Origin of the sequence: Methylocaldum szegediense, from assembly GCF_949769195.1 — a bacterium.
GTDB classification, from domain to species: Bacteria; Pseudomonadota; Gammaproteobacteria; order Methylococcales; family Methylococcaceae; genus Methylocaldum; species Methylocaldum szegediense.
The window spans coordinates 16,101-35,054 of the sequence record NZ_OX458333.1; the positions used below are offsets into that span (position 1 = coordinate 16,101).

The window sequence follows — 18,954 nt, forward strand, 5'->3', positions numbered from 1 at the left end:
GTGTCATCATGAAAGTTCTATTGCTCTCAAGCGCTTACAATAGCCTGACTCAGCAGGTCCACGTCGAACTCAAGGCCTTAGGGTATCGTGTGGGCGTCGCGGCCGCGACGACGGGCGAGGCTATGCGCCAGGCCGTTCACCAGTTCCAGCCAGACCTGGTACTGTGTCCCATGCTTGCTCAGATCATTCCCCGCGACATTTGGGAACGATACACGTGCATTATTCTCCATCCCGGAATCGTTGGCGACCGAGGCGGCAATTCGCTCGATTGGGCGATTCTGAACGAGGAAACGCATTGGGGCGTCACTGCAGTTCAGGCCGCGGACGAGGTGGATTCAGGTGCGATTTGGGCGACCTACGAATTCAAGATGCGGGCGGCGAGCAAGAGCAGCCTATACCGCGACGAGGTGGCGCGCGCGGCTGTCAAGGCCATGCTGGTCGCGGTAAGACGCTTCGAAAGCCGCATGTTTGTACCGGCACCGCTCGACTATTCGAGGCTGGACGTCCGCGGCCGTTTTCGTCCGTTCGTTAAACCTAAGGAGCGGCAGATCGACTGGCAATGCGATTCCGTTGCGACGATTCTGAGGAAGATCCGTTCCGCCGATGGCGCCCCTGGCGTGCTGGACGAGATCGACGGGCTTCCGGTTTATCTGTATGGCGCGCATGAAGAAGGAAGCCTGGTCGGAAAGCCGGGGCAAATCATCGCCCAGAGGCATGGCGCTATCTGTCGGGCTGCGGTGGACGGAGCGGTGTGGATTTCGCATCTGAAGCGGAAGGGCGAACATCCAAACGATTATTTCAAGCTGCCCGCGACGATGGTCCTGGGAGACCGGCTGGCGGACGTGCCGGAAGCACCCCTCGCTATCCACGCCGAGAACTGCGGTGCGACTTTCCGCGATATCTGGTACGAAGAACGCAACGACGTCGGCTACGTCAATTTCAGATTCTATAACGGTGCTATGGGGACAGACCATTGCCGACGTCTGGAACAAGCCACGATGTATGCGCGACAGCGCCCGACCAAAGTGATCGTGCTGTTCGGTGGGCAGGATTTTTGGTCAAACGGCATTCACCTCAACCTGATCGAGGCCGCGGCGGATCCCGCGGAGGAGTCCTGGCGGAACATCAACGCGATGAATGATTTCGTGCTCAGCCTTCTGACCGCGACCGACCATCTCACCATCGCCGCGATGTACGGTAGCGCCGGCGCCGGCGGCGTGATGATGGCGCTGGATGCGGATCGTGTACTGGCGCGCGAAGGCATCGTGCTCAATCCGCATTACAAGGGGATGGGCGGCTTGTACGGTTCGGAGTACTGGACCTACTCTCTACCCAAGCGGGTGGGGGTCGTCCGTGCGAAGCAATTGACCGAACAGTGCCTGCCGATCAGCGTTCGGGAAGCCAAGGCCATCGGGTTGATCGATGACATTATCATTCAGGACGATCTAGGGAACGGGAGTTTCGGCCGTTTTAAGAGCCAAATCGTCCGCATCGCGGAAAACTTCGCGCGTAGTGAACACCTTGCTGCACTCCTCGAGCGGAAGCGGGCGGAGCGCGAGGCTGATGAGAAAATCAAACCGCTGGAGCAATATCGGTTCGAAGAGCTCGCGGAAATGAATCAGAACTTCTGGGGCGAGGATCGCAGCTATCACCTGGCGCGTTCGGCATTCGTTCGGAAGCAACCGCGGCCGGGACATCTGAAATGTTTCGTAGCGCTCGAAAACGAAGTGGAAAACGAACCGTCCGACGAGATCAAGTCGATCTCCGCGAGCCGTTACGCGTTGCCCACCGGCGGCTGGGCCGAACACCAGCCGGCTGCCTGATTGATGCGGTGAACAGCCGGCGTGGGGCGGGTTATTCCATGCCGGATTCGAATGAACATGAATCGTAGGGTGGGTTAGCGCAGCGTAACCCACCGATTCGAGGTCGCTCGGTGGGTTACGGCCTCGCGGCCTAACCCACCCTACAACTGGACGTCGCTTTCCCTCGGTTGCCTTTCACTAAAGGTGAAAACGCTCTAACTCTCACGCCTTTTGGTGTCGCGTTACCACTGTTCTCGTCATTTCGGCAGGGATGCCGGAATCCAGGCCATGGACGGTAGCGGAGAAGTTGCTACACCATGGTTCCATCCTGGGTCCTGGATGCCGGCATGACGGTTGATACTCGACAGCATTGACGTAGATAGTCGTCTACCAGGAAATAGCGGTTAAGTCTGTCCATACATCGCGCTACTCCGGAGGACGAACGCCTATCGACTATATCTCAATCGCGATTTGCGATCGCGTATCGTTGCGCTTTGCGGATTCGTTCGGAGATGACCAAGGGACTCGATTCATAGGCAGCCTTGGCTTCGTTCAGCGCGGCTTGGGCGATAGCGGCCTGTTCCGCTGTCAGTGGCAGGCGGCCAGCGACGTGCGTGGCGTTCGGTACGGCTTTCAAAATGGCCGCCCGATTAGGATGCTCGTGGACAGGAATCAGCCTATCCGCTTCCTTCCTGCCGTCGAGACAGATGGCCATGCCAATGACCTCTACCTTGCGGCCGTCTTCGGTCGTTTTGATGTAGGTACCCATGGCTTTTATGTCCCGAGATTCGAGTGTCGTAGTCAGAATGGGGAATCGTTACGGCTTGATGCGCGGGCGTTCGGAGGGGGCGTAGTTGCTGAAATGGCCTTCCCGCGCGGCTTGCGCCCGAGCTCTCGCGATCAGGCCAGCGGTTTTGCCCTGGGGCGCAGTCAGAGAGGGAAGTTTTTCCATGCCCTCGCTGCCGCACTCCGGGCAGGCCGGAACGGCTCCGATGCTGACCAGGAGTTCGAAGGTCCGGTCGCATCGGCGGCAATGAAAATCGTAGATTGGCATATATCGATGTCTCCTTTGTCGATCGAAAAAGCATTCAGAAGGTTTATTCCGCAGTCGGTGTGCCAGACTCGGTTCCTCGCGATTGTTCCCGCTGCCACTCGGAAGGCGTATACACCTTCATGCTGATGGCGTGTAAGGCGCCGGTAGACAACAGTTCTCTGACCGTCGCCAGGACTTTTTGCTGACGCTGTACCGGCGTCAGTCCCTCGAAAATCTCCCCGACCACGACGACCGAGAAGTTGCAACCTTCGCCGTCAACCGAGAGCTGGCAGCCGGGCAGGCCGGTTTCGATCAGGCTACGGACTTCCGCGATCTCCATGGCGATCAGCTTGCTTTCTTGCTGGCAACGGCTTTTTCCAGCATGGGTTTGAGTTCGCCCTTCCTAGCGATTTCTTCAACGATATCGCTGCCACCGACAAGTTCGCCGTTCACGAACAACTGGGGAAAGGTCGGCCAGTCCGAGACGCTCGGCAGCTTTTCCCGGATCGAAGGTGCCTGGAGTACGTTGACATAGGCGAAGGGAACTCCGGTGGCTTTAATCGCCGCGACGGCTTTGGCGGAAAAACCGCACTGAGGCATGTCAGGTACCCCCTTCATGTAAAGGAGTACCGGATGGGTCGCGATCTGTTCGCGAATGGTATCTTCGATGCTCATGGCTGATCCTTGTGAGTTGATCCACCGATTTATCCTTTAAAGTCCGGAAGCAAATCCCAGCAATTCGACGGTAATGTCTTCTGTCCCGAGGACCTTGGCTTGGCAAGCCAGGCGGGATTTCGAGCCGACGCCTACGATGGTGTCCAGTCTTGCGTGCTCCGGAGCCGCGGTTTTCGATAGCCCTTTTTTGCCGGCTTGGACGAAGATGTGGCAGCTGCCGCACTCGGCGTTGCCGCCGCATTTGTGCATGAGCTTTTCGCCGGCGGCCAATATCGCGTCCAAAAGGCTCGTGCCTTCCTGAACTTCGATGGTTTTTCCGGATGGCAGTATGGTTACAGTCGACATGTGCTTACCTCATTGTTCTTGTTGGATGGAGAATTCGATGCCTTACAGAAATCGCCTTCGGTCGGATCGTTCTCGATGAAGTTTCATAATCCCGCGGCGAGCGAACCGATTACCGAGCCGCCGACGGTGTCGGCCGTATCCAGCTCTCTCAGTTTGGCGAGTATTTCCTCGCAGCCGAGCGCGTCGCCTTGGCGCAAGCGAATGAAGGCGAGGGCCTTGAGTGAAAAGAGGTAGAAATGCTGGGGACTGTCATATTGCGTCCAGTCCGTGGTTTCCGGGGTAAGGTTCGAATAACTTTCCGGAAAGCCGCCTTGACGCGCCGCGGTTCGTAACGCCGATCGCGCAGCCTCCTCAGCTTCGGCCAGCCGGCCTTTGTAGAAGTAGAACTTGTAGAGCGAGAAATAAACCGGCAGAGCGTCCGGCGCCTCTTGCCGCGCCTGCTGCAGCAGTGATTCGGCGCGTGCCGTGTCCCAATAGGCGCTCATGGCTTCTTCGAGAAGACCGCCGATCTTGGGCGGCACTTTGCCGGCATAAAACACTTCACGCATGGCTGTCCCGCGCTCCGCGATCGGGTTTCCTCAAGACCACACCGCGGCCGGTGCCAACAACCGCTCCACGGGTTCGCCTTTTTGCAAATGCTGGCTCACGATTTCGCCGACGTCTTCCGGCTTGACCTTGGTGTACATGACCGCATCCGGGTAAACGATGACGGTAGGGCCGACATCACAGGCGCCCAAGCAGCCGGTACTGGTCAGCTGGAATTTTCCATGGAGCTGGCTGGCTTCGAATTGCTGGGCGAAGGTTTGGAACACCGCCGCGCAGCCCAGTTGCCCGCAGGACCCGCGGGGATGGCCCGGCGGCCGGGACTGGGCACAGACGAATACGTGTTTTTCGGGTTTTGCCATGGTTGTTCCTCGTAGAAGGATCGAATGGATTCTTTTAAGCGGTGCCGGGACTCCGATTGTCCGCTTCGCGTTTGCGCGTCAAAAGGCTGGCTTTCATTGCTTCCAGTGAAATGCTCTTGCCGTCCTGATCCTGGAAGACCTTGAACACTTTCTCCTTGGCTGCGGTCGATGTGACGAAGTCGTCATGGGCGCGGGTCAGGTATTCCTTGCAGATCTTCCAGGCAGACGCTTCGTCAAGGTCGTCCGGGATCGGCGACCTGGAAAGGTATTGGTTGAAGCGTTTCAGGATGTGCAGGCGGTTGACGTTCACAACATCGACCCGGTAGGGAACCTCGAAAAATTCGAAGAATTCCTCGGCCGCGGAAAAACTTGCGATGCGTTCGAGTAACGGATTCATGACTGAGAATGCCTTTCAGACGGTTGATTTCGGATGATCGGAAGTTCGGGCGGTTCGGGCAGGTTCGGAATCGGCCCGGACGCGACCGTTTCCCGATAAAAACTCATCAGCTCGGCCGTGCTCGGCGCCCGCTTGGTTTGGCTCGCATGCAGCCGGATGCGTTTGAGAAGCTGAGCGGCGGCGATCTCGTTGAGCTCAATTCCGAGATCGCGGAAGCGCTGGATAACGGCATGAGTTCCGGAGTGCTTGCCCAGTACCAGCCGGTGCTCACGGCCCAGATCCTTGGGATTGACGCCCTGGTAATTGAGGACGTTCTTCAATAGTCCGTCCACGTGGATGCCGGCCTCGTGAGTAAACACGGCCTCGCCCACGATGCTCTTGTTGGGGGCTACCGGGCGTCCCGACGCCCGTGCCACCAGTTCCGAAATCGCGCCAAAGCCACGCACATCGATTCCAGTCTGCATTTGGTATAACTGGTGCAGCGCCATTACCGTCTCCTCGAGCGCGGCATTGCCCGCTCGCTCGCCTAGGCCATTGACCGTGGTGTTGACGTGGCTCGCGCCGGCCTGAATCGCGACCAGCGTATTCGCGGTGGCGAGGCCGAAGTCGTTGTGGGCGTGCATTTCGACCTCGAGATCAACGGCTGCTACGAGTCTCCGGATGCGTTCGAATGTCGAGATCGGGTCCAACAGCCCGAGCGTGTCGGCGAAGCGGATCCGCCTTGCCCCAGCACGCTGGGCGGTCTCCGCGATTTTGAGCAGAAAATCCGGTGCCGCGCGCGAGGCATCCTCGGCGCCCACGCAAACGTCCATACCGGAGTCCAGCGCGCGCCGCACCATGCGGTTCACGGTTCGAACCGCCCACTCGCGATCGCGGCGGAGTTTGTGCTGCAACTGGATGTCGGAAACCGGAATCGACAAATTGATGAGATGGGCGCCGCAGTCTTTAGCCGCCTCGAGGTCCGATTCGCGCATTCGACCCCAGACCATAAGTCGTGAAGGCAATCTCAGTGCCGCAATGGCGGCGATGATCTCGCATTCCTCCGGTCCCATCGATGGGATGCCGATTTCCATTTCGGGCACGCCGACAGCTGCGAGAGAACGCGCAATGGCGAGCTTCTCTTCCCAGTTGAAGGCGACTCCGGCGGTCTGCTCGCCATCGCGGAGCGTGGTATCGTTGATGACGACTTTTCGGGACTCCATGCTCAGGCCTTTCTTTCCTTGGCGAGATTGCGGCTGTAGCGCGGAATCTCCACGGTGAGATCTTCGCCTTTTACGAACGCCTGACAAGCCAGCCGAGAATGGGGTTCCAAGCCCCAGGCGCGGTCCAGCATGTCTTCCTCGGCTTCGTCCGGGGCATCCAAGGACGAGTAACCTTCCCGCACGATGACGTGACAAGTGGAGCAGGCGCAGGCTTGTTCGCAGGCGTGCTCGATTTCGATGCCAGCAGCGAGCAACGCCTCGCAGATGGTTTGTCCTCGACGGGCAGTGACGATCGCACCTTCCGGGCAGATTTCGGCATGAGGAAGAACGGTGATGTTCGGCATGATTAGCCCCCAGTTGCTGCGAGCCGATGAAGCAGTTGCGTCTTCATGATCATGCGTCCAGTTCTTCGAGCTTCTGTCCGGCCAATGCCTTTCTGATGCTGTGGTCCATGCGTCGAGCAGCGAATTCGGTGCTCGCTTCGTTGAGCGCGTCGGCGGCCTTCTTGATGGCCTCCCAGTCGTCGCCGTCAGCCGTTTCCTTGAGAATCCGCATGCTCTCCTGAATGACCGCGAGTTCGTCCGCAGACAACAATTCGGAATCTTCGGCCAAAGCGGCTTCGGTGGCCTCAAGCAGCCGGATTGCCTCGACTTTCTGCTCGCGCAGGCGCCTGGCCTCCATGTCGTCCCGAGCGTGCTTGTAAGAGTCCTCGATCATGCGGGTGATATCGGCATCGCTGAGGCCATAGGACGGCTTGACCTCGATCTTGGCTTCGACCCCGCTGGTCTGCTCGGCAGCCGAGACGCTCAACAGGCCGTCTGCGTCCACCTGGAACGTCACCCGGACACGGGCCGCGCCCGCCGCCATCGGAGGAATGCCGCGCAGCTCGAAGCGTGCCAGCGAGCGGCATTCGCTGACCAGTTCGCGTTCGCCCTGCACCACATGGATGCTCATGGCGGTTTGGCCGTCTTTCCAGGTAGTGAATTCCTGGGCGCGGGCCAAGGGCAGGGTGGAGTTCCTGGGAATGATCTTTTCGGTCAGTCCGCCCATGGTTTCGATGCCCAGGGAAAGCGGAATCACGTCGAGCAACAGCCAATCGTCATCGCCCCGGTTTCCGGCCAGAGCATTGGCTTGGAGGGCGGCTCCGATGGCGACTACTTTGTCCGGGTCGAGATCGACCAGCGGCGGCTGTTGGAAGAATTCCGCAACGGCCTTGCGGATACAGGGCATGCGGGTGGCCCCGCCGACTAGAACAACGCCCTTGATGTCCTCGATCGACAGACCGGCATCGCGGAGTGCCTTTCGGACCGGCGTGATCGTGCGCTTGACGAGATCCGACGTCAGCGTGTCGAAGGTTTCCCGGGACAGTGTGCATTTCACCGCGGTGCCGTTGGATAAAGGCGTGGTGATAAGCACGGAGGTCTGATCGGAAAGGCGCTCTTTGGCCGCGCGTGCCGCACTCAGAAGCCGGCGCGCATCGCCCGCGTTCGGGGCCGAGATACCGGTCTCCCGGAGTATCCAGTCATAAACGGCGCGGTCGAAATCGTCCCCGCCCAGCGCCGGGTCGCCGTTGGTCGCCAGCACTTCGAAAACGCCGCGGGTAAGTTTGAGTATGGAAATGTCGAAGGTGCCGCCGCCCAGGTCGTAAACCGCGTAGACGCCCTCGGCGGCCTGATCGAGTCCATAGGCCACGGCGGCCGCGGTGGGCTCGTTGAGCAGACGGAACACTTCGAGGCCGGCAAGTTTTGCGGCATCCTTGGTTGCTTGACGCTGAGCATCGTCGAAATAGGCGGGTACCGTGATCACTGCGCCGGCGATGTCGTCGCCCAAGGCGCGAATTGCCCGTTCGCGCAGGGCTTTGAGAATTTCCGCCGAAACCTGGACTGGACTCACCGTTCCGACACGAGTTTCGAACTGCACCATGCCGGGTACGTCGGCAAATCGATAGGGTGCGCTATGGCGTTCCGGCAGATCGTCGCGCCCGCGGCCCATATAGCGCTTGACGGAAACGAAGGTGTTTTCGGGATCGTCGGTTTGCCACGCCAGAGCTTCGTAACCGACATCCACGGTGTGGTCGGTTCGGTAGTGGACGACCGAGGGCAGGAGCACGCGGCCTTGGTCGTCTTCGAGCACTTCGGGGCGCTGATCGCGCACAGTGGCGACTAGCGAATGGGTGGTGCCGAGATCGATCCCCACCGCGATACGCCGCGGTTTAGGGGCTTTGATGCCGGGTTCGGAGATTTGCAGCAGCATCATTCCTCCAATTCGGTTTGGGCTAGCTCGATATCGCGGCGGAGTTTTTCGAAAAAGGCGAGCTGGCGTACGACATCTGCCGCCGCCGGATGACGCCTTTCCACATCGAGCAGCGTGGCGAGAGAACCCAGCAGACTGTTCATCTCCTTTCTAAGGCGCGCTGCCAGGCTGTCGAGAGCAGTAAGGCTCTTGAGGGCGACCGCAGCCAGCAACTGTTCGCGCCACTCGATCTGTTCCAGCAGAAACTCCGGCGGCATCGCCGTGTTGTCCTCCTCCCTTGTATCGATGCCATGAATCCGGAGCAGGTAGCGCGCTCTATCCAAAGGCCGTTTCAAAGTGGTGTAGGCTTCGTTGGCGATCGTTGCCCATTGCAGGAACAAACGCTTTTCGGCATCGCTCAAATGCGCTGCCTTATCGGGATGCACGCGGCCCTGAATCTCCCGGTATCGACTTTCGAGCTGGTCGAGATCGAGCTGGAACATTGGGGGCAGTTGGAATAACTCGAAGTAATTACGGGTCGCCTCCAGGGGCATCGTCACGCCTTGATCAAACGCTGAAACTTTCGCCGCAACCGCACTGGGCCTTAACGTTGGGGTTGTTGAACTTGAAGCCTTCGTTCAAGCCTTCGCGTACGTAATCCAGTTCGGTTCCATCGAGGTAGACGAGGCTTTTCGGGTCGACGACCAGAGTGACGCCGAAACTCTCGAAAGTGCGATCTTCCGGCGCGGGCTCATCGACGAACTCCAGGGCATAAGCGAGGCCGGAACACCCGGAGGTCTTGACGGCCACCCTAAGCCCCAGACCGGTGCCGCGGGCGGCGAGGTGTTTCTGCACCTGGCGCGCGGCTTTTTCGGTCAAGGTTACTGCCATGATCGGAACTCCCCTTGTCGTCGAAAATTTACTGGGATGAGCAGCCGGAAGCGGCGACCGAGAACGAGCTGCCGCAGCTGCACGTCGAAGCGGCGTTCGGGTTCTTTATCACGAAGCGCGATCCTTCCAATCCTTCCTGGTAGTCGATTTCGGCACCGGCCAGATATTGCAGGCTGGCTGGGTCGACCATGAGGATCACGCCGTCGGTCTCAACCGTGGTGTCGTCATCGCCGACGACCTCCTCGAAGGTGAAGCCGTACTGAAAGCCGGAACAGCCGCCGCCGGAGACGTAGACCCTGAGTTTCAAGTCCGGATTGCCTTCTTCGGCGATCAGCTCGGCGACTTTGGCAGCCGCTTTATGGGTGAACACAAGGGGAGGGGCGGGCGGGGTTAGGTCCTGAATCTCAACCACAGCACTCATGACACTCTCCTCGTTTCATGCGGCGGATTTGCAAACGTCGTAGCCGGCCTCGGCGGTTCGGCTCTTCGCCCGGTAATCGTTGACGGCGGCCTTAATCGCATCCTCGGCGAGAACCGAGCAATGGATTTTCACCGGCGGCAGGGCAAGAGCCTCGGCGATCTCGGTGTTCTTGATGGCCAACGCTTCCTCGACAGTCTTGCCCTTGACCCACTCGGTTACCAGTGAACTGGAGGCGATCGCCGAGCCGCAGCCGTAGGTCTTAAACTTGGCGTCTTCGATCACGCCTTGGTCATTGACCTTGATCTGCAGTTTCATCACGTCGCCGCAGGCGGGTGCTCCGACGACGCCCGTGCCTACGCCTTTTTCATCCTTGTCGAAGGAGCCGACATTGCGGGGGTTTTCGTAGTGATCGATGACTTTTTCGTTGTACGCCATGGTGGTCTCCAATTGGTGAAGTTTGACGATGTTCGCTCAATGCGCGGCGGCCCATTGAACCGAGTTGAGATCGATGCCTTCCTTGTACATCTCCCACAACGGAGACAGGTCGCGCAGTCGGTCGACTTTTTCCTTGATCAGGGAGATCGCGTAATCGATTTCTTCTTCGGTGGTGTAGCGCCCGATCGTGAACCGGATGGAACTGTGCGCCAGCTCGTCGCTGCGCCCCAGCGCGCGGAGAACGTAGGAAGGTTCGAGGCTGGCGGACGTACAGGCGGAACCGCTCGAAACGGCAATGTCCTTCAGCGCCATCATCAAGGATTCGCCTTCGACATAGTTGAAGCTGACGTTGAGGTTGTGGGGAATCCTCTGTTCAAGATCGCCGTTGATATAAACCTCTTCGATGTCCTTGATGGCGGCGAGCAGCTTGTCCCTGAGTTTCCGGATGCGTTTCGTTTCCTCCGCCATTTCCTCGCGGGCCAAACGGAAGGCTTCGCCCATGCCGACAATCTGGTGGGTGGCCAAGGTGCCGGAACGCAAGCCGCGCTCATGGCCACCACCGTGCATCATCGCCTTAAGCCGCACGCGCGGTTGGCGCCGCACGTAGAGGGCGCCGATGCCTTTGGGGCCGTAAGTCTTGTGAGCGGAAAACGACATCAGGTCGACCGGTAGTTTGGAGAGGTCGATTTCGACCTTACCGGTGGATTGCGCGGCATCGACATGGAAAATCACGCCTTTCTCGCGGCAGATAGCGCCGATAGCGGCGATGTCCTGAATCACGCCGATCTCGTTGTTGACGTGCATCACCGAGGCGAGAATCGTGTCAGGACGGATTGCTGCACGGAATGCATCCAGATCGAGGAGGCCGTTGGGAAGGGGATCAAGGTAGGTGACTTCGAAACCCTGGGCTTCCAGTTCCCGCATGGTGTCAAGCACCGCCTTGTGTTCGGTCTTGACGGTGATGAGATGTCGCCCCTTGGTCTGGTAAAAATAGGCCGCGCCTTTGATCGCCAGGTTGTCCGACTCGGTCGCGCCGGAGGTCCAGACGATTTCTTTGGGATCGGCATTGACCAGGTTCGCGACCTCGGCCCGGGCTTCTTCAACGGCCTTTTCGGCAGCCCAGCCGAAGCTATGGGAGCGGCTGGCCGGATTGCCGAACACCTCGGTCAGAAAGGGAATCATTTTCTCCGCCACGCGCGGATCAACCGGGGTCGTCGCCGAATAATCGAGATAAATCGGTAGTTTCACGGACATTGGTTTCTCCGGGTTCACTCTGGCAAAAGACGGTCCGCTCACTCCGAGCGGTCGGTCTTGTCGGCTTACCTCCGATCAAGCAAGGGCCGTACCAATGCGGGGTGAAGTGTGTAAGCGATTGAACGAAAAAGAAAAAAGTAGACGACGGCGAGGTACGGCTTTGTCAGGTTTTCTACAAACCCTCCCGCAATCGATCGATGCAAGACACTTGCCGCGATGTTCGAGGTCCAGCTTTTTCGGTTCGTGAAAGGCGGTTCTGCCCGCTAGCCTCCGGAATCGAGGCGCCTTTTCGTTCCGGGGCCGTGGCGGTCAGCCCTTGGGAAGAGTGGCTTCTGGCTTTTGTCACGTTCGCTACAAAAATGTTCGAGTCGCCTTAAGTTCGTAACAAAGGTAACAAGCGCCTGCGCTCGAGCGATCAGCCGAAAAGCTCGTTCGTCCGTGGTTTGGCCGGGTAAGAGGCCGATGGCATGTCTCCTGCTTGATAAGGGCCAAATTCCGCATGAATCAAGGGGTAAATTCGGTCATGAATCCTACGCAGCGTTGCGCCACGGTCGGCGAACCCATCGCTCAGCGAGACTTCACGCTGGGTATCCCCGGCTTCAGCTATCGGGATTTGTACGATCCGGCGAGCCTTAAGGCACTTTACGAGGTTTTCGTTCAAACTTTGGCAGAGGAAGCGCCCGAGGTTTACCAGGTCTATGACGCCTGCCGCAACGATGAGGACGGTAAGCTGGCTCCCACTGCAGTCGCCGACGCGCTGCTCAAGACGGCGCCTTATCTCGCCCGTTTCGTCGCGCGCCTTTTCAACGTGGAAGCTGAGCGCGAGGCTCAACGGAACGCCGCGGCCCGCGAATTCGAGAGCGTTTTTGCCTACAAGAACACGGTAGTTAAGCGTGCCGCCCAGAAATTCGACGCCCAGGCTTTGGCTACTTTCGACATCGCGGAACTCGATGCCGCCATCAATGACCTGAGGCGGACCTGCCTCGCGGAGGATGAGCGTGCTCTCGATCCCGAGCAGGGGCTCGCCACGATAGCCGTTCGACTGGATACACTGGCGAAGCGTTATCAGGCGACAGCCAAGGGCGAAGCTGACACCAATGGCGCCGATGCCGAGGCTGCCGAGCTGCGTCGGTTCCTCGAAGCCGACGACTCCGCCCGTATGCGTTTTGCAGCGGCTTTGGCGGAATCGGAACAGCGAGACTTCGTTGAGGCGCTAGTCGAGGTCGTGGAACGCTGGACCTATGCCGCCCTCAACCATCCGACCATCCGCGTGAAGGTCGCCGATTGGGTTTCCTTCAAGCAGCCGGAACGCATCGATTACGAGCATCTGGTCGAATGCCGAGCGGAGCCGCGTGATGGCTACGACGTTCTGGTCGGTCCTCTCGACAAACGCCGCCGGCGCGACGGGTTCCAGTTGACCGATTCGCGCGCCTCCAGCCGCGAAGTCCATTACGAGGTGGATCGCTGCGTTATCTGTCACGAGCGCGACAACGATTACTGCTCCAAAGGGCAGCGTACCAAGGATGGCGGGTTCCGCCGCAATCCGTTGGATGTGACCCAGATCGGCTGTCCTTTGGAGGAACGCATTTCGGAAGCCTTCACCCTGAAACGGCAGGGGGACAATATCGCCGCCCTGGCCATGATTGTGGCCGACAATCCCATGGCTCCCGGCACCGGCCACCGCATCTGCAATGAATGCATGAAGGCCTGTGTGTTCCAGCGGGTCACTGAGCCGGTCAACATCCCGCAGGTGGAGACCAATATCCTGACCGATGTGCTGTTCATGCCGTACGGCTTCGAGATCTACAGCCTCCTAACCCGGTGGAACCCGCTGAACCTGAAACGACCTTATGCCCTGCCTTACAACGGGAAGAAGGTGTTGGTGGTGGGGCTAGGACCGGCCGGTTACACGCTGTCTCACTACCTCCTCAACGAAGGTTTCGGCGTCGCGGCCATCGACGCCCTGAAGATCGAGCCTCTGCCCGAAGAACTGACCGGAAAGGACGTCGGGCTTCCCGAGGCGGTGGACGATTTTCACATGCTGTACGAGAACCTCGACGAGCGCATCCTGATGGGCTTCGGCGGCGTCGCCGAGTACGGCATTACCGTGCGTTGGGACAAGAATTTTCTTAAGGTGATTTACCTGACCCTGGTCCGGCGCCGGAACTTCAGTCTCTACGGCGGAGTACGGCTGGGCAGCACATTGTCCATCGACGATGCTTGGGATCTGGGCTTCGATCATATCGCCATCGCCAGCGGTGCCGGCAAGCCCACGATGATCGGCCTCAAGAACAATCTCGCGCGTGGCATCCGCAAGGCCTCGGATTTTCTCATGGCCTTGCAGCTGTCCGGGGCGGCGAAACAGTCCTCGCTCTCCAATCTCCAGGTACGACTGCCGGCCGGTGTGATCGGGGGAGGGCTCACCGCCATCGACGCGGTAACGGAGCTCCTGGCGTATTACCCGGTTCAAGTGGAAAAAACGCTGGATCGCTACGAGCATCTCGTCATGCGGTATGGGGAAACCAAGGTGCGCTCGCGCTTCGACGCCGAAGAGCTCGCCATCTTGGACGAATTCCTGGAGCACGGTCGAGCGATTCGTGCCGAGCGCTGGCGCGCCGAAGCTGTCGGGGAGACGCCCGATTTCGAGCCGCTCATCCGGCAATGGGGCGGCGTCACCCTGTTTTATCGCAAGGGCATGAACGATTCCCCGGCCTATCGCCAAAACCATGAAGAGATCATTAAGGCGATGGAGGAAGGATTAGCCTTCGCCGAGGGCATGAATCCGGTCGAGGCGATTACGGATGAATACGGTCACCTAAAGGCGGTGCGTTTCGAAAAGCTCGTCAAACGCGATGACGGGCGTTGGGTTGACTCGGGCGAACAGCCGATCGTGCCTATGCGTACCCTCCTGGTCGCCGCCGGCACCGCGCCGAACACCATCTACGAAAACGAATTTCCGGGCACGTTCCAGCTTGACGGTAATTTCTTCCAACGCTTCGAACCCGTCTGGAACGAAAACGGCGAACTGCAAATGGAAGCCAGGAATGGGTGGGGCATGCCGAAAGAAATGGCTCCGGCGCCTTTCACCTCCTACGGCAAGAATGGGAAATACATTACTTACTACGGCGACAATCACCCCGTCTACGCCGGAAACGTGGTGAAGGCTATGGCAAGCGCCAAGGACGGCTACCCTTACGTGGTCAAGTTGTTCGAGGACGAGCTTCGGCGTCTCGACGATGCGGGACAAGGCGAGCGCGACGCGGAACTTGCGGCGTTTCAGGCGAAGTTGGACCAATTGTTGACGGCCAAGGTCGTCGAGGTCAAACGGCTGACACCCTCCATCGTTGAGATCGTCATCAAGGCACCTATGGCTGCGCGCAAGTTCCGGCCGGGTCAGTTCTACCGGGTGCAGAACTTCGAGTCCTACGCACCTCGGCTGAACGGCACCTCTCTGGCAACGGAGGGTATCGCGCTTACCGGTGCTTGGGTGGACCGGGAAAAAGGTTTGGTCGGCGTCATCGCCTTGGAGATGGGCACTTCCTCGCGCCTCTGCGCGACCTGGAAGCCTGGCGATCCGATCGTGCTGATGGGGCCGACCGGCGCGCCTACTGAGATTCCGAAGGGCGAAACCGTGCTCCTACTCGGGGGCGGCTTGGGCAATGCCGTGCTGTTCTCCATCGGCAAGGCGCTCCGCGAGAACGGCAACCGGGTCCTTTACTTCGCCGGCTATCGCAGCGCCCAGGATGTGTTCAAGGTTAAGGAAATCGAGGACGCTTCGGACGTGATCGTCTGGTCGGTGGACAAGGGCAGAGGTAGCACCCCGATTCCGACCACGCGCCCGCAGGACAAATCCTTTGTCGGCAATATCGTCGAGGCTATGGTCGCCTACGCTACCGGAGCCTTGGGGGAGACTCCTATCCCGCTCGATGCTGCCGACCGCATTATCGCGATCGGTTCGGACCGCATGATGGCCGCGGTCAAGGCGGCGCGGTTCGGGGTGCTGCGGCCGTATCTCAAGGAAAACCACATCGCCATAGGCTCTATCAACTCGCCCATGCAATGCATGATGAAAGGCGTATGCGCCCAGTGCATGTGCAAACAGACCGATCCGGAGACCGGCAAGGAACGCTTTGTTTACACCTGCTTCAATCAGGACCAGGACTTGGATCAGGTGGATTTCCCGCATCTCAATGCCCGATTGCGACAGAACATAACCCTAGAAAAAGTGTCGAATTTATGGCTCGACTACCTTTTCGAGACGCATCCGATGCCACGGGTTGAATAACGGTCGTTTGAGGCATCGCTATGTACATCTGCATCTGCAAGGCGGTTACCGAAAGCCAGATCTGCGAGGCAATTCGTTCGGGGGCATGCACGCGCAAAGCGATCACCGACTGCCTCAAGGTCGGCACGGCTTGCGGTAAGTGCAATCGCGAGATTCGTGATCTCTTGCGAAATGCCCAATCGACAAGCGGCGATACCCGGAGACCGAGGGCGGGCCGGGAGATGCCTTACGGACGCTACGCGGGCGGCGGCGCGGAGGTCGGTTTGTAGTTGACGGCTGTTTGGATTTTAACGGCGGCGCCCGCAATCAGTGATGGCGGGTCGGCAAGAGACGAAGCCGTTGTCCAATGCTGCGGAATGGTGTTGGTGTTCGCCATGTTTTGCCGCGAAACGGTTGTTAGGTCGCTGTTTCGCGGTCTTTTTTCTCGGCATAAGTTCGTTTCTATTGTTTCCATAGAAACGCATTATGCAAAAAGAGAAAAGCGATTATTTCCTAGGTGTTCGCAAAAATGGTGAGCACAAGCCCGAAGTTTCCGCTATGATTATTTCCGAAAGCTAAATGATGGAGGTTGATATGCATATTTTGTTGCTTCTTGGGATCATCCCGTTCGTGCTGCTGTTCCTGGCGATAGGCTTCTTCGTTTTGATGACGATGGTGTCCGCTATTGTTGAGTTTCCTGTGATCGTGCTCTTGTTGATGGTGCTGATCGGCGTGGGTCTTGTAGCCCGTAAAGTCCTGCCGAATCTCAACAAGAAGCAGCACACCTTATGCGAACAGATGTAAGACTTCCGTATCTTTTCACGATTGACAAATCCCAGCCGTAACGACTGGGATTTGTTGTTTTTGGCACCCCGAAAAACGCTTTTGTCGTCTTTCGCACAGCCGGACGGCGACCTCCACTTAATAAATCAATAAGATGAACATGGCATTGCCATTGCTTGATTCTTATCGGATCGGGTAATGGGATTGAGCATGAGATCGAGCTAACAATGCCGGCACGATCGGCATCCGACGGTTTCCACATTCGGCGATGAACCCTACGCTGCGACTGCAACGCTGGGAGGATGAGATGGAAACGATCGAGTCGATGGTGAAAGCGTGCCAGCCTTTGGGGGACGCCATCTGTGCGCGGTTGATCAGGGAAATCCATGAATTGGGCTTTCTGCCGGAGCAGATTGCGGCAACGCCGGTTTACCGCGAGGCCCGCTTCGAAAACAGCCGTGACCCTTTCAGCGGTCAGTATACTTTGTGTGCCTATTGGCATAGTCCGAAAGGACATCGGGTGGGCGAATTGAAATTTCACGCCGACGGCAGCTTTTTCGCCGAATATGACGTGTGTCTTCCCCATCCCAAAGACCCGCGCTGGTTCGTAGAAGCTGTGGTCGCTTGGGGACGTGGCGACGTGATCAAATCGGAACCGAAGCTTTTGCCGGCGCTCGGAGACTGATCGGGCATCGGCGCCTAGAGGCTAATGGATTGGGCTGTTTTCCGACGAGTCATCTCTGGGTCAAGGTTTAAGGGCAGCGTCACTCATTTGAGGAGGCGAAGCCTGATCGAAGAGCGAGCTCTGCGGGTAACTTGAGGCGCCTCCCTCCGCAAGGGATTGTGGCCCTAGCCCGTTCCGAGCCGTTAGTCCGCACCTTCGTACCTGAGCGAGCCATCAGGCAGGCTATGACCAACACGTACGAAATTTACGATCTGTTGCAGGATTATGCCGTTACGCCGTCGCCGGTCCGGGAGGTGCTGATCGGACTGGTATGGACCTATTGCGAGGCCGAGACGGTTGGATTGGCGATGAGCCCCGGCATTTCCACCCGGACGCTGCCTTGGGCCGGTACCCTGCGCGGCAAGTCCGTCGCCGAACTAGCCGTCTGGGTTCGGGAATTCGATCCGTATCGGGCAACGGTGGGCATGGCCGCCGTAAACGCCGCCATCAATGGTCTTCAACTTCCGGCACCGGGCCTTTCTCTATCGCTCCAATCGGAAAGCGGCAACAATCTTGCGGTTTTCGAACATTTTCTGCCGGAGATCAAAGGGCGGCGCGTAGTCGTGATCGGCCGTTATCCGGGATTGGATCGATTCGCAGAACAGCACGGGCTAAATCTCACCGTGTTGGAACGCCAGCCAGGGCAGGGCGATCTGCCGGACACGGCTTGCGAATATCTGTTACCCGAGGCGGAATGGGTATTCATCACCGCGAGTTCCATTCCCAACAAGACTTTTCCGCGCCTGGCCGCGCTCTCCGCCAACGCCGTCAGCGTGTTGATGGGGCCGACCACGCCCTGGTTGCCGGATTTGTACCACTTCGGCATCGACTACTTGGCCGGAGTCGAGGTTTCCGATCGCGAGGCTCTGCGCCAAACCGTCGCCGAAGGGGGCGGCGTTCGAATCTTCGAGACAGGCCTGCGCTATCGCATTGCGGCGCTCACGCCCGCTACAGCCGAGGCGTGGACGCGACAGCTAATCGAATGTACGGTTCGGGAAAGAGAAAAGCTCAAACAGGATATGGCAGCTTGGTACGACGCCGAGAATTCTGCGCGCTTTCCCGGTTACGATCGGCTCGAAGCCGCCGACATTCGGCTATCCCGCCTCGATACCTGTTTTAAACGTTTTCAAGACGCGTCTCACCGAGCGCCTGGGTCATAAAAAGGGCGCAGCTCGGAAATACCCGCCATCCATGGGTCGAAAAATCCCGTCTAAAAACCCCTGTCGAATACGATAAAAACGTAATTCGACAATCCTTCGCTATCGAAAATCTCGCATTTATCACAATACCTTCTTGCCGATGTGGCAATTTCGATTTATGTTCGTTACGAACAGTGACTTACGGTAGCGGGCGGTAATGAATGGCTATCGATTCCGGCGCAATAAGTACCGGGTCGGCCTTTTGTCCGTTCGACGTTCGGGCTGTTGATTCCCTGAGCATTTGCATGGGAGCGTCGATAAGTGAACGTTTCGACGCTGTGGCGTCCGGGAAGTGACAACATAACAATAACGATGTCGGTGCCGGTAGAAATACATTACCTCGGAAACGACATAATCGACTTATAAAAAAAATAGGAGGAGAGAATTGTGAG

22 protein-coding genes are annotated in these 18,954 nt (G+C 58.5%); 6 read left to right on the forward strand and 16 right to left on the reverse strand.

All coding sequences use genetic code 11. The features are described 5' to 3' along the window. The first annotated feature begins 8 nt into the window (after positions 1 to 8). Positions 9 to 1,823: a hydrogenase maturation protein gene (locus QEN43_RS00110; protein WP_317963590.1), complete on the forward strand. Its 1,815-nt coding sequence runs from the start codon at positions 9 to 11 to the stop codon at positions 1,821 to 1,823. Between the two features lie 439 nt (positions 1,824 to 2,262). Here the strand turns inward: QEN43_RS00110 and QEN43_RS00115 are convergent, their stop codons facing one another. The 16 genes from QEN43_RS00115 to QEN43_RS00190 form a co-directional block, all read right to left on the reverse strand. Further along, complete coding sequence (locus QEN43_RS00115; protein ID WP_026608872.1) at positions 2,263 to 2,571, reverse strand: hypothetical protein; 309 nt, start codon at positions 2,569 to 2,571, stop codon at positions 2,263 to 2,265. A gap of 48 nt (positions 2,572 to 2,619) precedes the next feature. Next, positions 2,620 to 2,856 (reverse strand): FmdB family zinc ribbon protein, encoded by a 237-nt coding sequence (locus tag QEN43_RS00120; protein WP_026608873.1) that lies wholly within the window; start codon positions 2,854 to 2,856, stop codon positions 2,620 to 2,622. Positions 2,857 to 2,899: 43 nt separating this feature from the next. Then, entirely contained in the window at positions 2,900 to 3,175 is a 276-nt protein-coding gene (locus tag QEN43_RS00125; protein ID WP_026608874.1) for a BolA family protein, read from the reverse strand. A gap of 5 nt (positions 3,176 to 3,180) precedes the next feature. Continuing rightward, positions 3,181 to 3,510, reverse strand: a complete 330-nt coding sequence (gene grxD / locus QEN43_RS00130) for a Grx4 family monothiol glutaredoxin (protein ID WP_026608875.1) — start codon at positions 3,508 to 3,510, stop codon at positions 3,181 to 3,183. Between the two features lie 36 nt (positions 3,511 to 3,546). Continuing rightward, positions 3,547 to 3,855: a 2Fe-2S iron-sulfur cluster-binding protein gene (locus tag QEN43_RS00135; RefSeq protein ID WP_026608876.1), complete on the reverse strand. Its 309-nt coding sequence runs from the start codon at positions 3,853 to 3,855 to the stop codon at positions 3,547 to 3,549. A gap of 83 nt (positions 3,856 to 3,938) precedes the next feature. Beyond that, positions 3,939 to 4,403 (reverse strand): hypothetical protein, encoded by a 465-nt coding sequence (locus QEN43_RS00140; protein WP_036267663.1) that lies wholly within the window; start codon positions 4,401 to 4,403, stop codon positions 3,939 to 3,941. A gap of 30 nt (positions 4,404 to 4,433) precedes the next feature. Further along, positions 4,434 to 4,760 carry a (2Fe-2S) ferredoxin domain-containing protein gene (locus tag QEN43_RS00145; protein WP_026608878.1) on the reverse strand — a complete coding sequence of 109 codons (327 nt, stop codon included), beginning with the start codon at positions 4,758 to 4,760 and terminating at the stop codon, positions 4,434 to 4,436. Positions 4,761 to 4,794: 34 nt separating this feature from the next. Beyond that, a complete protein-coding gene (gene nifW / locus QEN43_RS00150) occupies positions 4,795 to 5,157 on the reverse strand; it encodes a nitrogenase-stabilizing/protective protein NifW (protein WP_026608879.1) in 363 nt (120 codons plus the stop codon). Beyond that, entirely contained in the window at positions 5,154 to 6,359 is a 1,206-nt protein-coding gene (gene nifV, locus QEN43_RS00155) for a homocitrate synthase (RefSeq protein ID WP_084161558.1), read from the reverse strand. The genes nifW and nifV overlap by 4 nt, the downstream gene beginning before the upstream one ends. A gap of 2 nt (positions 6,360 to 6,361) precedes the next feature. Further along, positions 6,362 to 6,703: an ISC system 2Fe-2S type ferredoxin gene (gene fdx, locus QEN43_RS00160; protein WP_026608880.1), complete on the reverse strand. Its 342-nt coding sequence runs from the start codon at positions 6,701 to 6,703 to the stop codon at positions 6,362 to 6,364. Positions 6,704 to 6,752: 49 nt separating this feature from the next. Then, complete coding sequence (gene hscA / locus QEN43_RS00165; protein WP_026608881.1) at positions 6,753 to 8,615, reverse strand: Fe-S protein assembly chaperone HscA; 1,863 nt, start codon at positions 8,613 to 8,615, stop codon at positions 6,753 to 6,755. Further along, the gene (hscB, locus tag QEN43_RS00170) at positions 8,612 to 9,145 is read right to left on the reverse strand and encodes a Fe-S protein assembly co-chaperone HscB (protein WP_026608882.1); all 534 of its coding nucleotides are present in this window, start codon (positions 9,143 to 9,145) and stop codon (positions 8,612 to 8,614) included. The genes hscA and hscB overlap by 4 nt, the downstream gene beginning before the upstream one ends. Before the next feature lie 13 nt (positions 9,146 to 9,158). Continuing rightward, on the reverse strand, positions 9,159 to 9,482 hold the full coding sequence (iscA, locus tag QEN43_RS00175) for an iron-sulfur cluster assembly protein IscA (protein ID WP_026608883.1): 324 nt from the start codon (positions 9,480 to 9,482) through the stop codon (positions 9,159 to 9,161). A 28-nt stretch (positions 9,483 to 9,510) separates the two neighbouring features. After that, a complete protein-coding gene (gene erpA, locus QEN43_RS00180; RefSeq protein WP_026608884.1) occupies positions 9,511 to 9,903 on the reverse strand; it encodes an iron-sulfur cluster insertion protein ErpA in 393 nt (130 codons plus the stop codon). Between the two features lie 15 nt (positions 9,904 to 9,918). Next, positions 9,919 to 10,338, reverse strand: coding sequence for a Fe-S cluster assembly scaffold IscU (gene iscU / locus QEN43_RS00185; protein ID WP_026608885.1), 420 nt, complete (start codon positions 10,336 to 10,338; stop codon positions 9,919 to 9,921). 36 nt (positions 10,339 to 10,374) lie between these two features. Then, positions 10,375 to 11,586, reverse strand: a complete 1,212-nt coding sequence (locus QEN43_RS00190; RefSeq protein ID WP_202901113.1) for an IscS subfamily cysteine desulfurase — start codon at positions 11,584 to 11,586, stop codon at positions 10,375 to 10,377. 529 nt (positions 11,587 to 12,115) lie between these two features. On the opposite strand from QEN43_RS00190, the gene QEN43_RS00195 reads away from it, so the two are divergent. From QEN43_RS00195 to QEN43_RS00215, 5 genes are all read left to right on the forward strand, one after another. Further along, a complete protein-coding gene (locus QEN43_RS00195) occupies positions 12,116 to 15,877 on the forward strand; it encodes a pyridine nucleotide-disulfide oxidoreductase (RefSeq protein ID WP_051331646.1) in 3,762 nt (1,253 codons plus the stop codon). A gap of 20 nt (positions 15,878 to 15,897) precedes the next feature. Beyond that, positions 15,898 to 16,146 (forward strand): (2Fe-2S)-binding protein, encoded by a 249-nt coding sequence (locus QEN43_RS00200; RefSeq protein ID WP_084161560.1) that lies wholly within the window; start codon positions 15,898 to 15,900, stop codon positions 16,144 to 16,146. A gap of 304 nt (positions 16,147 to 16,450) precedes the next feature. Beyond that, the gene (locus QEN43_RS00205) at positions 16,451 to 16,660 is read left to right on the forward strand and encodes a hypothetical protein (RefSeq protein WP_156912615.1); all 210 of its coding nucleotides are present in this window, start codon (positions 16,451 to 16,453) and stop codon (positions 16,658 to 16,660) included. A gap of 286 nt (positions 16,661 to 16,946) precedes the next feature. Next, a complete protein-coding gene (locus tag QEN43_RS00210; RefSeq protein ID WP_026608889.1) occupies positions 16,947 to 17,324 on the forward strand; it encodes a hypothetical protein in 378 nt (125 codons plus the stop codon). A 224-nt stretch (positions 17,325 to 17,548) separates the two neighbouring features. Beyond that, positions 17,549 to 18,523 (forward strand): DUF364 domain-containing protein, encoded by a 975-nt coding sequence (locus tag QEN43_RS00215; RefSeq protein WP_317963591.1) that lies wholly within the window; start codon positions 17,549 to 17,551, stop codon positions 18,521 to 18,523. Positions 18,524 to 18,954: the final 431 nt, after the last annotated feature.

Bases quoted from the DNA above. Each gene is read 5' to 3' on its own strand.
- hscA (WP_026608881.1), bottom strand. From the start codon at position 8,615: ATGATGCTGCTGCAAATCTCCGAACCCGGCATCAAAGCCCCTAAACCG.
- QEN43_RS00115 (WP_026608872.1), bottom strand. From the start codon at position 2,571: ATGGGTACCTACATCAAAACGACCGAAGACGGCCGCAAGGTAGAGGTC.
- QEN43_RS00205 (WP_156912615.1), top strand. From the start codon at position 16,451: ATGCATATTTTGTTGCTTCTTGGGATCATCCCGTTCGTGCTGCTGTTC.
- QEN43_RS00200 (WP_084161560.1), top strand. From the start codon at position 15,898: ATGTACATCTGCATCTGCAAGGCGGTTACCGAAAGCCAGATCTGCGAG.
- QEN43_RS00110 (WP_317963590.1), top strand. From the start codon at position 9: ATGAAAGTTCTATTGCTCTCAAGCGCTTACAATAGCCTGACTCAGCAG.
- QEN43_RS00135 (WP_026608876.1), bottom strand. From the start codon at position 3,855: ATGTCGACTGTAACCATACTGCCATCCGGAAAAACCATCGAAGTTCAG.
- QEN43_RS00120 (WP_026608873.1), bottom strand. From the start codon at position 2,856: ATGCCAATCTACGATTTTCATTGCCGCCGATGCGACCGGACCTTCGAA.
- nifV (WP_084161558.1), bottom strand. From the start codon at position 6,359: ATGGAGTCCCGAAAAGTCGTCATCAACGATACCACGCTCCGCGATGGC.
- QEN43_RS00140 (WP_036267663.1), bottom strand. From the start codon at position 4,403: ATGCGTGAAGTGTTTTATGCCGGCAAAGTGCCGCCCAAGATCGGCGGT.
- QEN43_RS00210 (WP_026608889.1), top strand. From the start codon at position 16,947: ATGGAAACGATCGAGTCGATGGTGAAAGCGTGCCAGCCTTTGGGGGAC.
- nifW (WP_026608879.1), bottom strand. From the start codon at position 5,157: ATGAATCCGTTACTCGAACGCATCGCAAGTTTTTCCGCGGCCGAGGAA.
- grxD (WP_026608875.1), bottom strand. From the start codon at position 3,510: ATGAGCATCGAAGATACCATTCGCGAACAGATCGCGACCCATCCGGTA.
- iscU (WP_026608885.1), bottom strand. From the start codon at position 10,338: ATGGCGTACAACGAAAAAGTCATCGATCACTACGAAAACCCCCGCAAT.
- QEN43_RS00145 (WP_026608878.1), bottom strand. From the start codon at position 4,760: ATGGCAAAACCCGAAAAACACGTATTCGTCTGTGCCCAGTCCCGGCCG.
- erpA (WP_026608884.1), bottom strand. From the start codon at position 9,903: ATGAGTGCTGTGGTTGAGATTCAGGACCTAACCCCGCCCGCCCCTCCC.
- QEN43_RS00195 (WP_051331646.1), top strand. From the start codon at position 12,116: ATGAATCCTACGCAGCGTTGCGCCACGGTCGGCGAACCCATCGCTCAG.
- iscA (WP_026608883.1), bottom strand. From the start codon at position 9,482: ATGGCAGTAACCTTGACCGAAAAAGCCGCGCGCCAGGTGCAGAAACAC.
- hscB (WP_026608882.1), bottom strand. From the start codon at position 9,145: ATGCCCCTGGAGGCGACCCGTAATTACTTCGAGTTATTCCAACTGCCC.
- QEN43_RS00125 (WP_026608874.1), bottom strand. From the start codon at position 3,175: ATGGAGATCGCGGAAGTCCGTAGCCTGATCGAAACCGGCCTGCCCGGC.
- QEN43_RS00215 (WP_317963591.1), top strand. From the start codon at position 17,549: ATGACCAACACGTACGAAATTTACGATCTGTTGCAGGATTATGCCGTT.
- fdx (WP_026608880.1), bottom strand. From the start codon at position 6,703: ATGCCGAACATCACCGTTCTTCCTCATGCCGAAATCTGCCCGGAAGGT.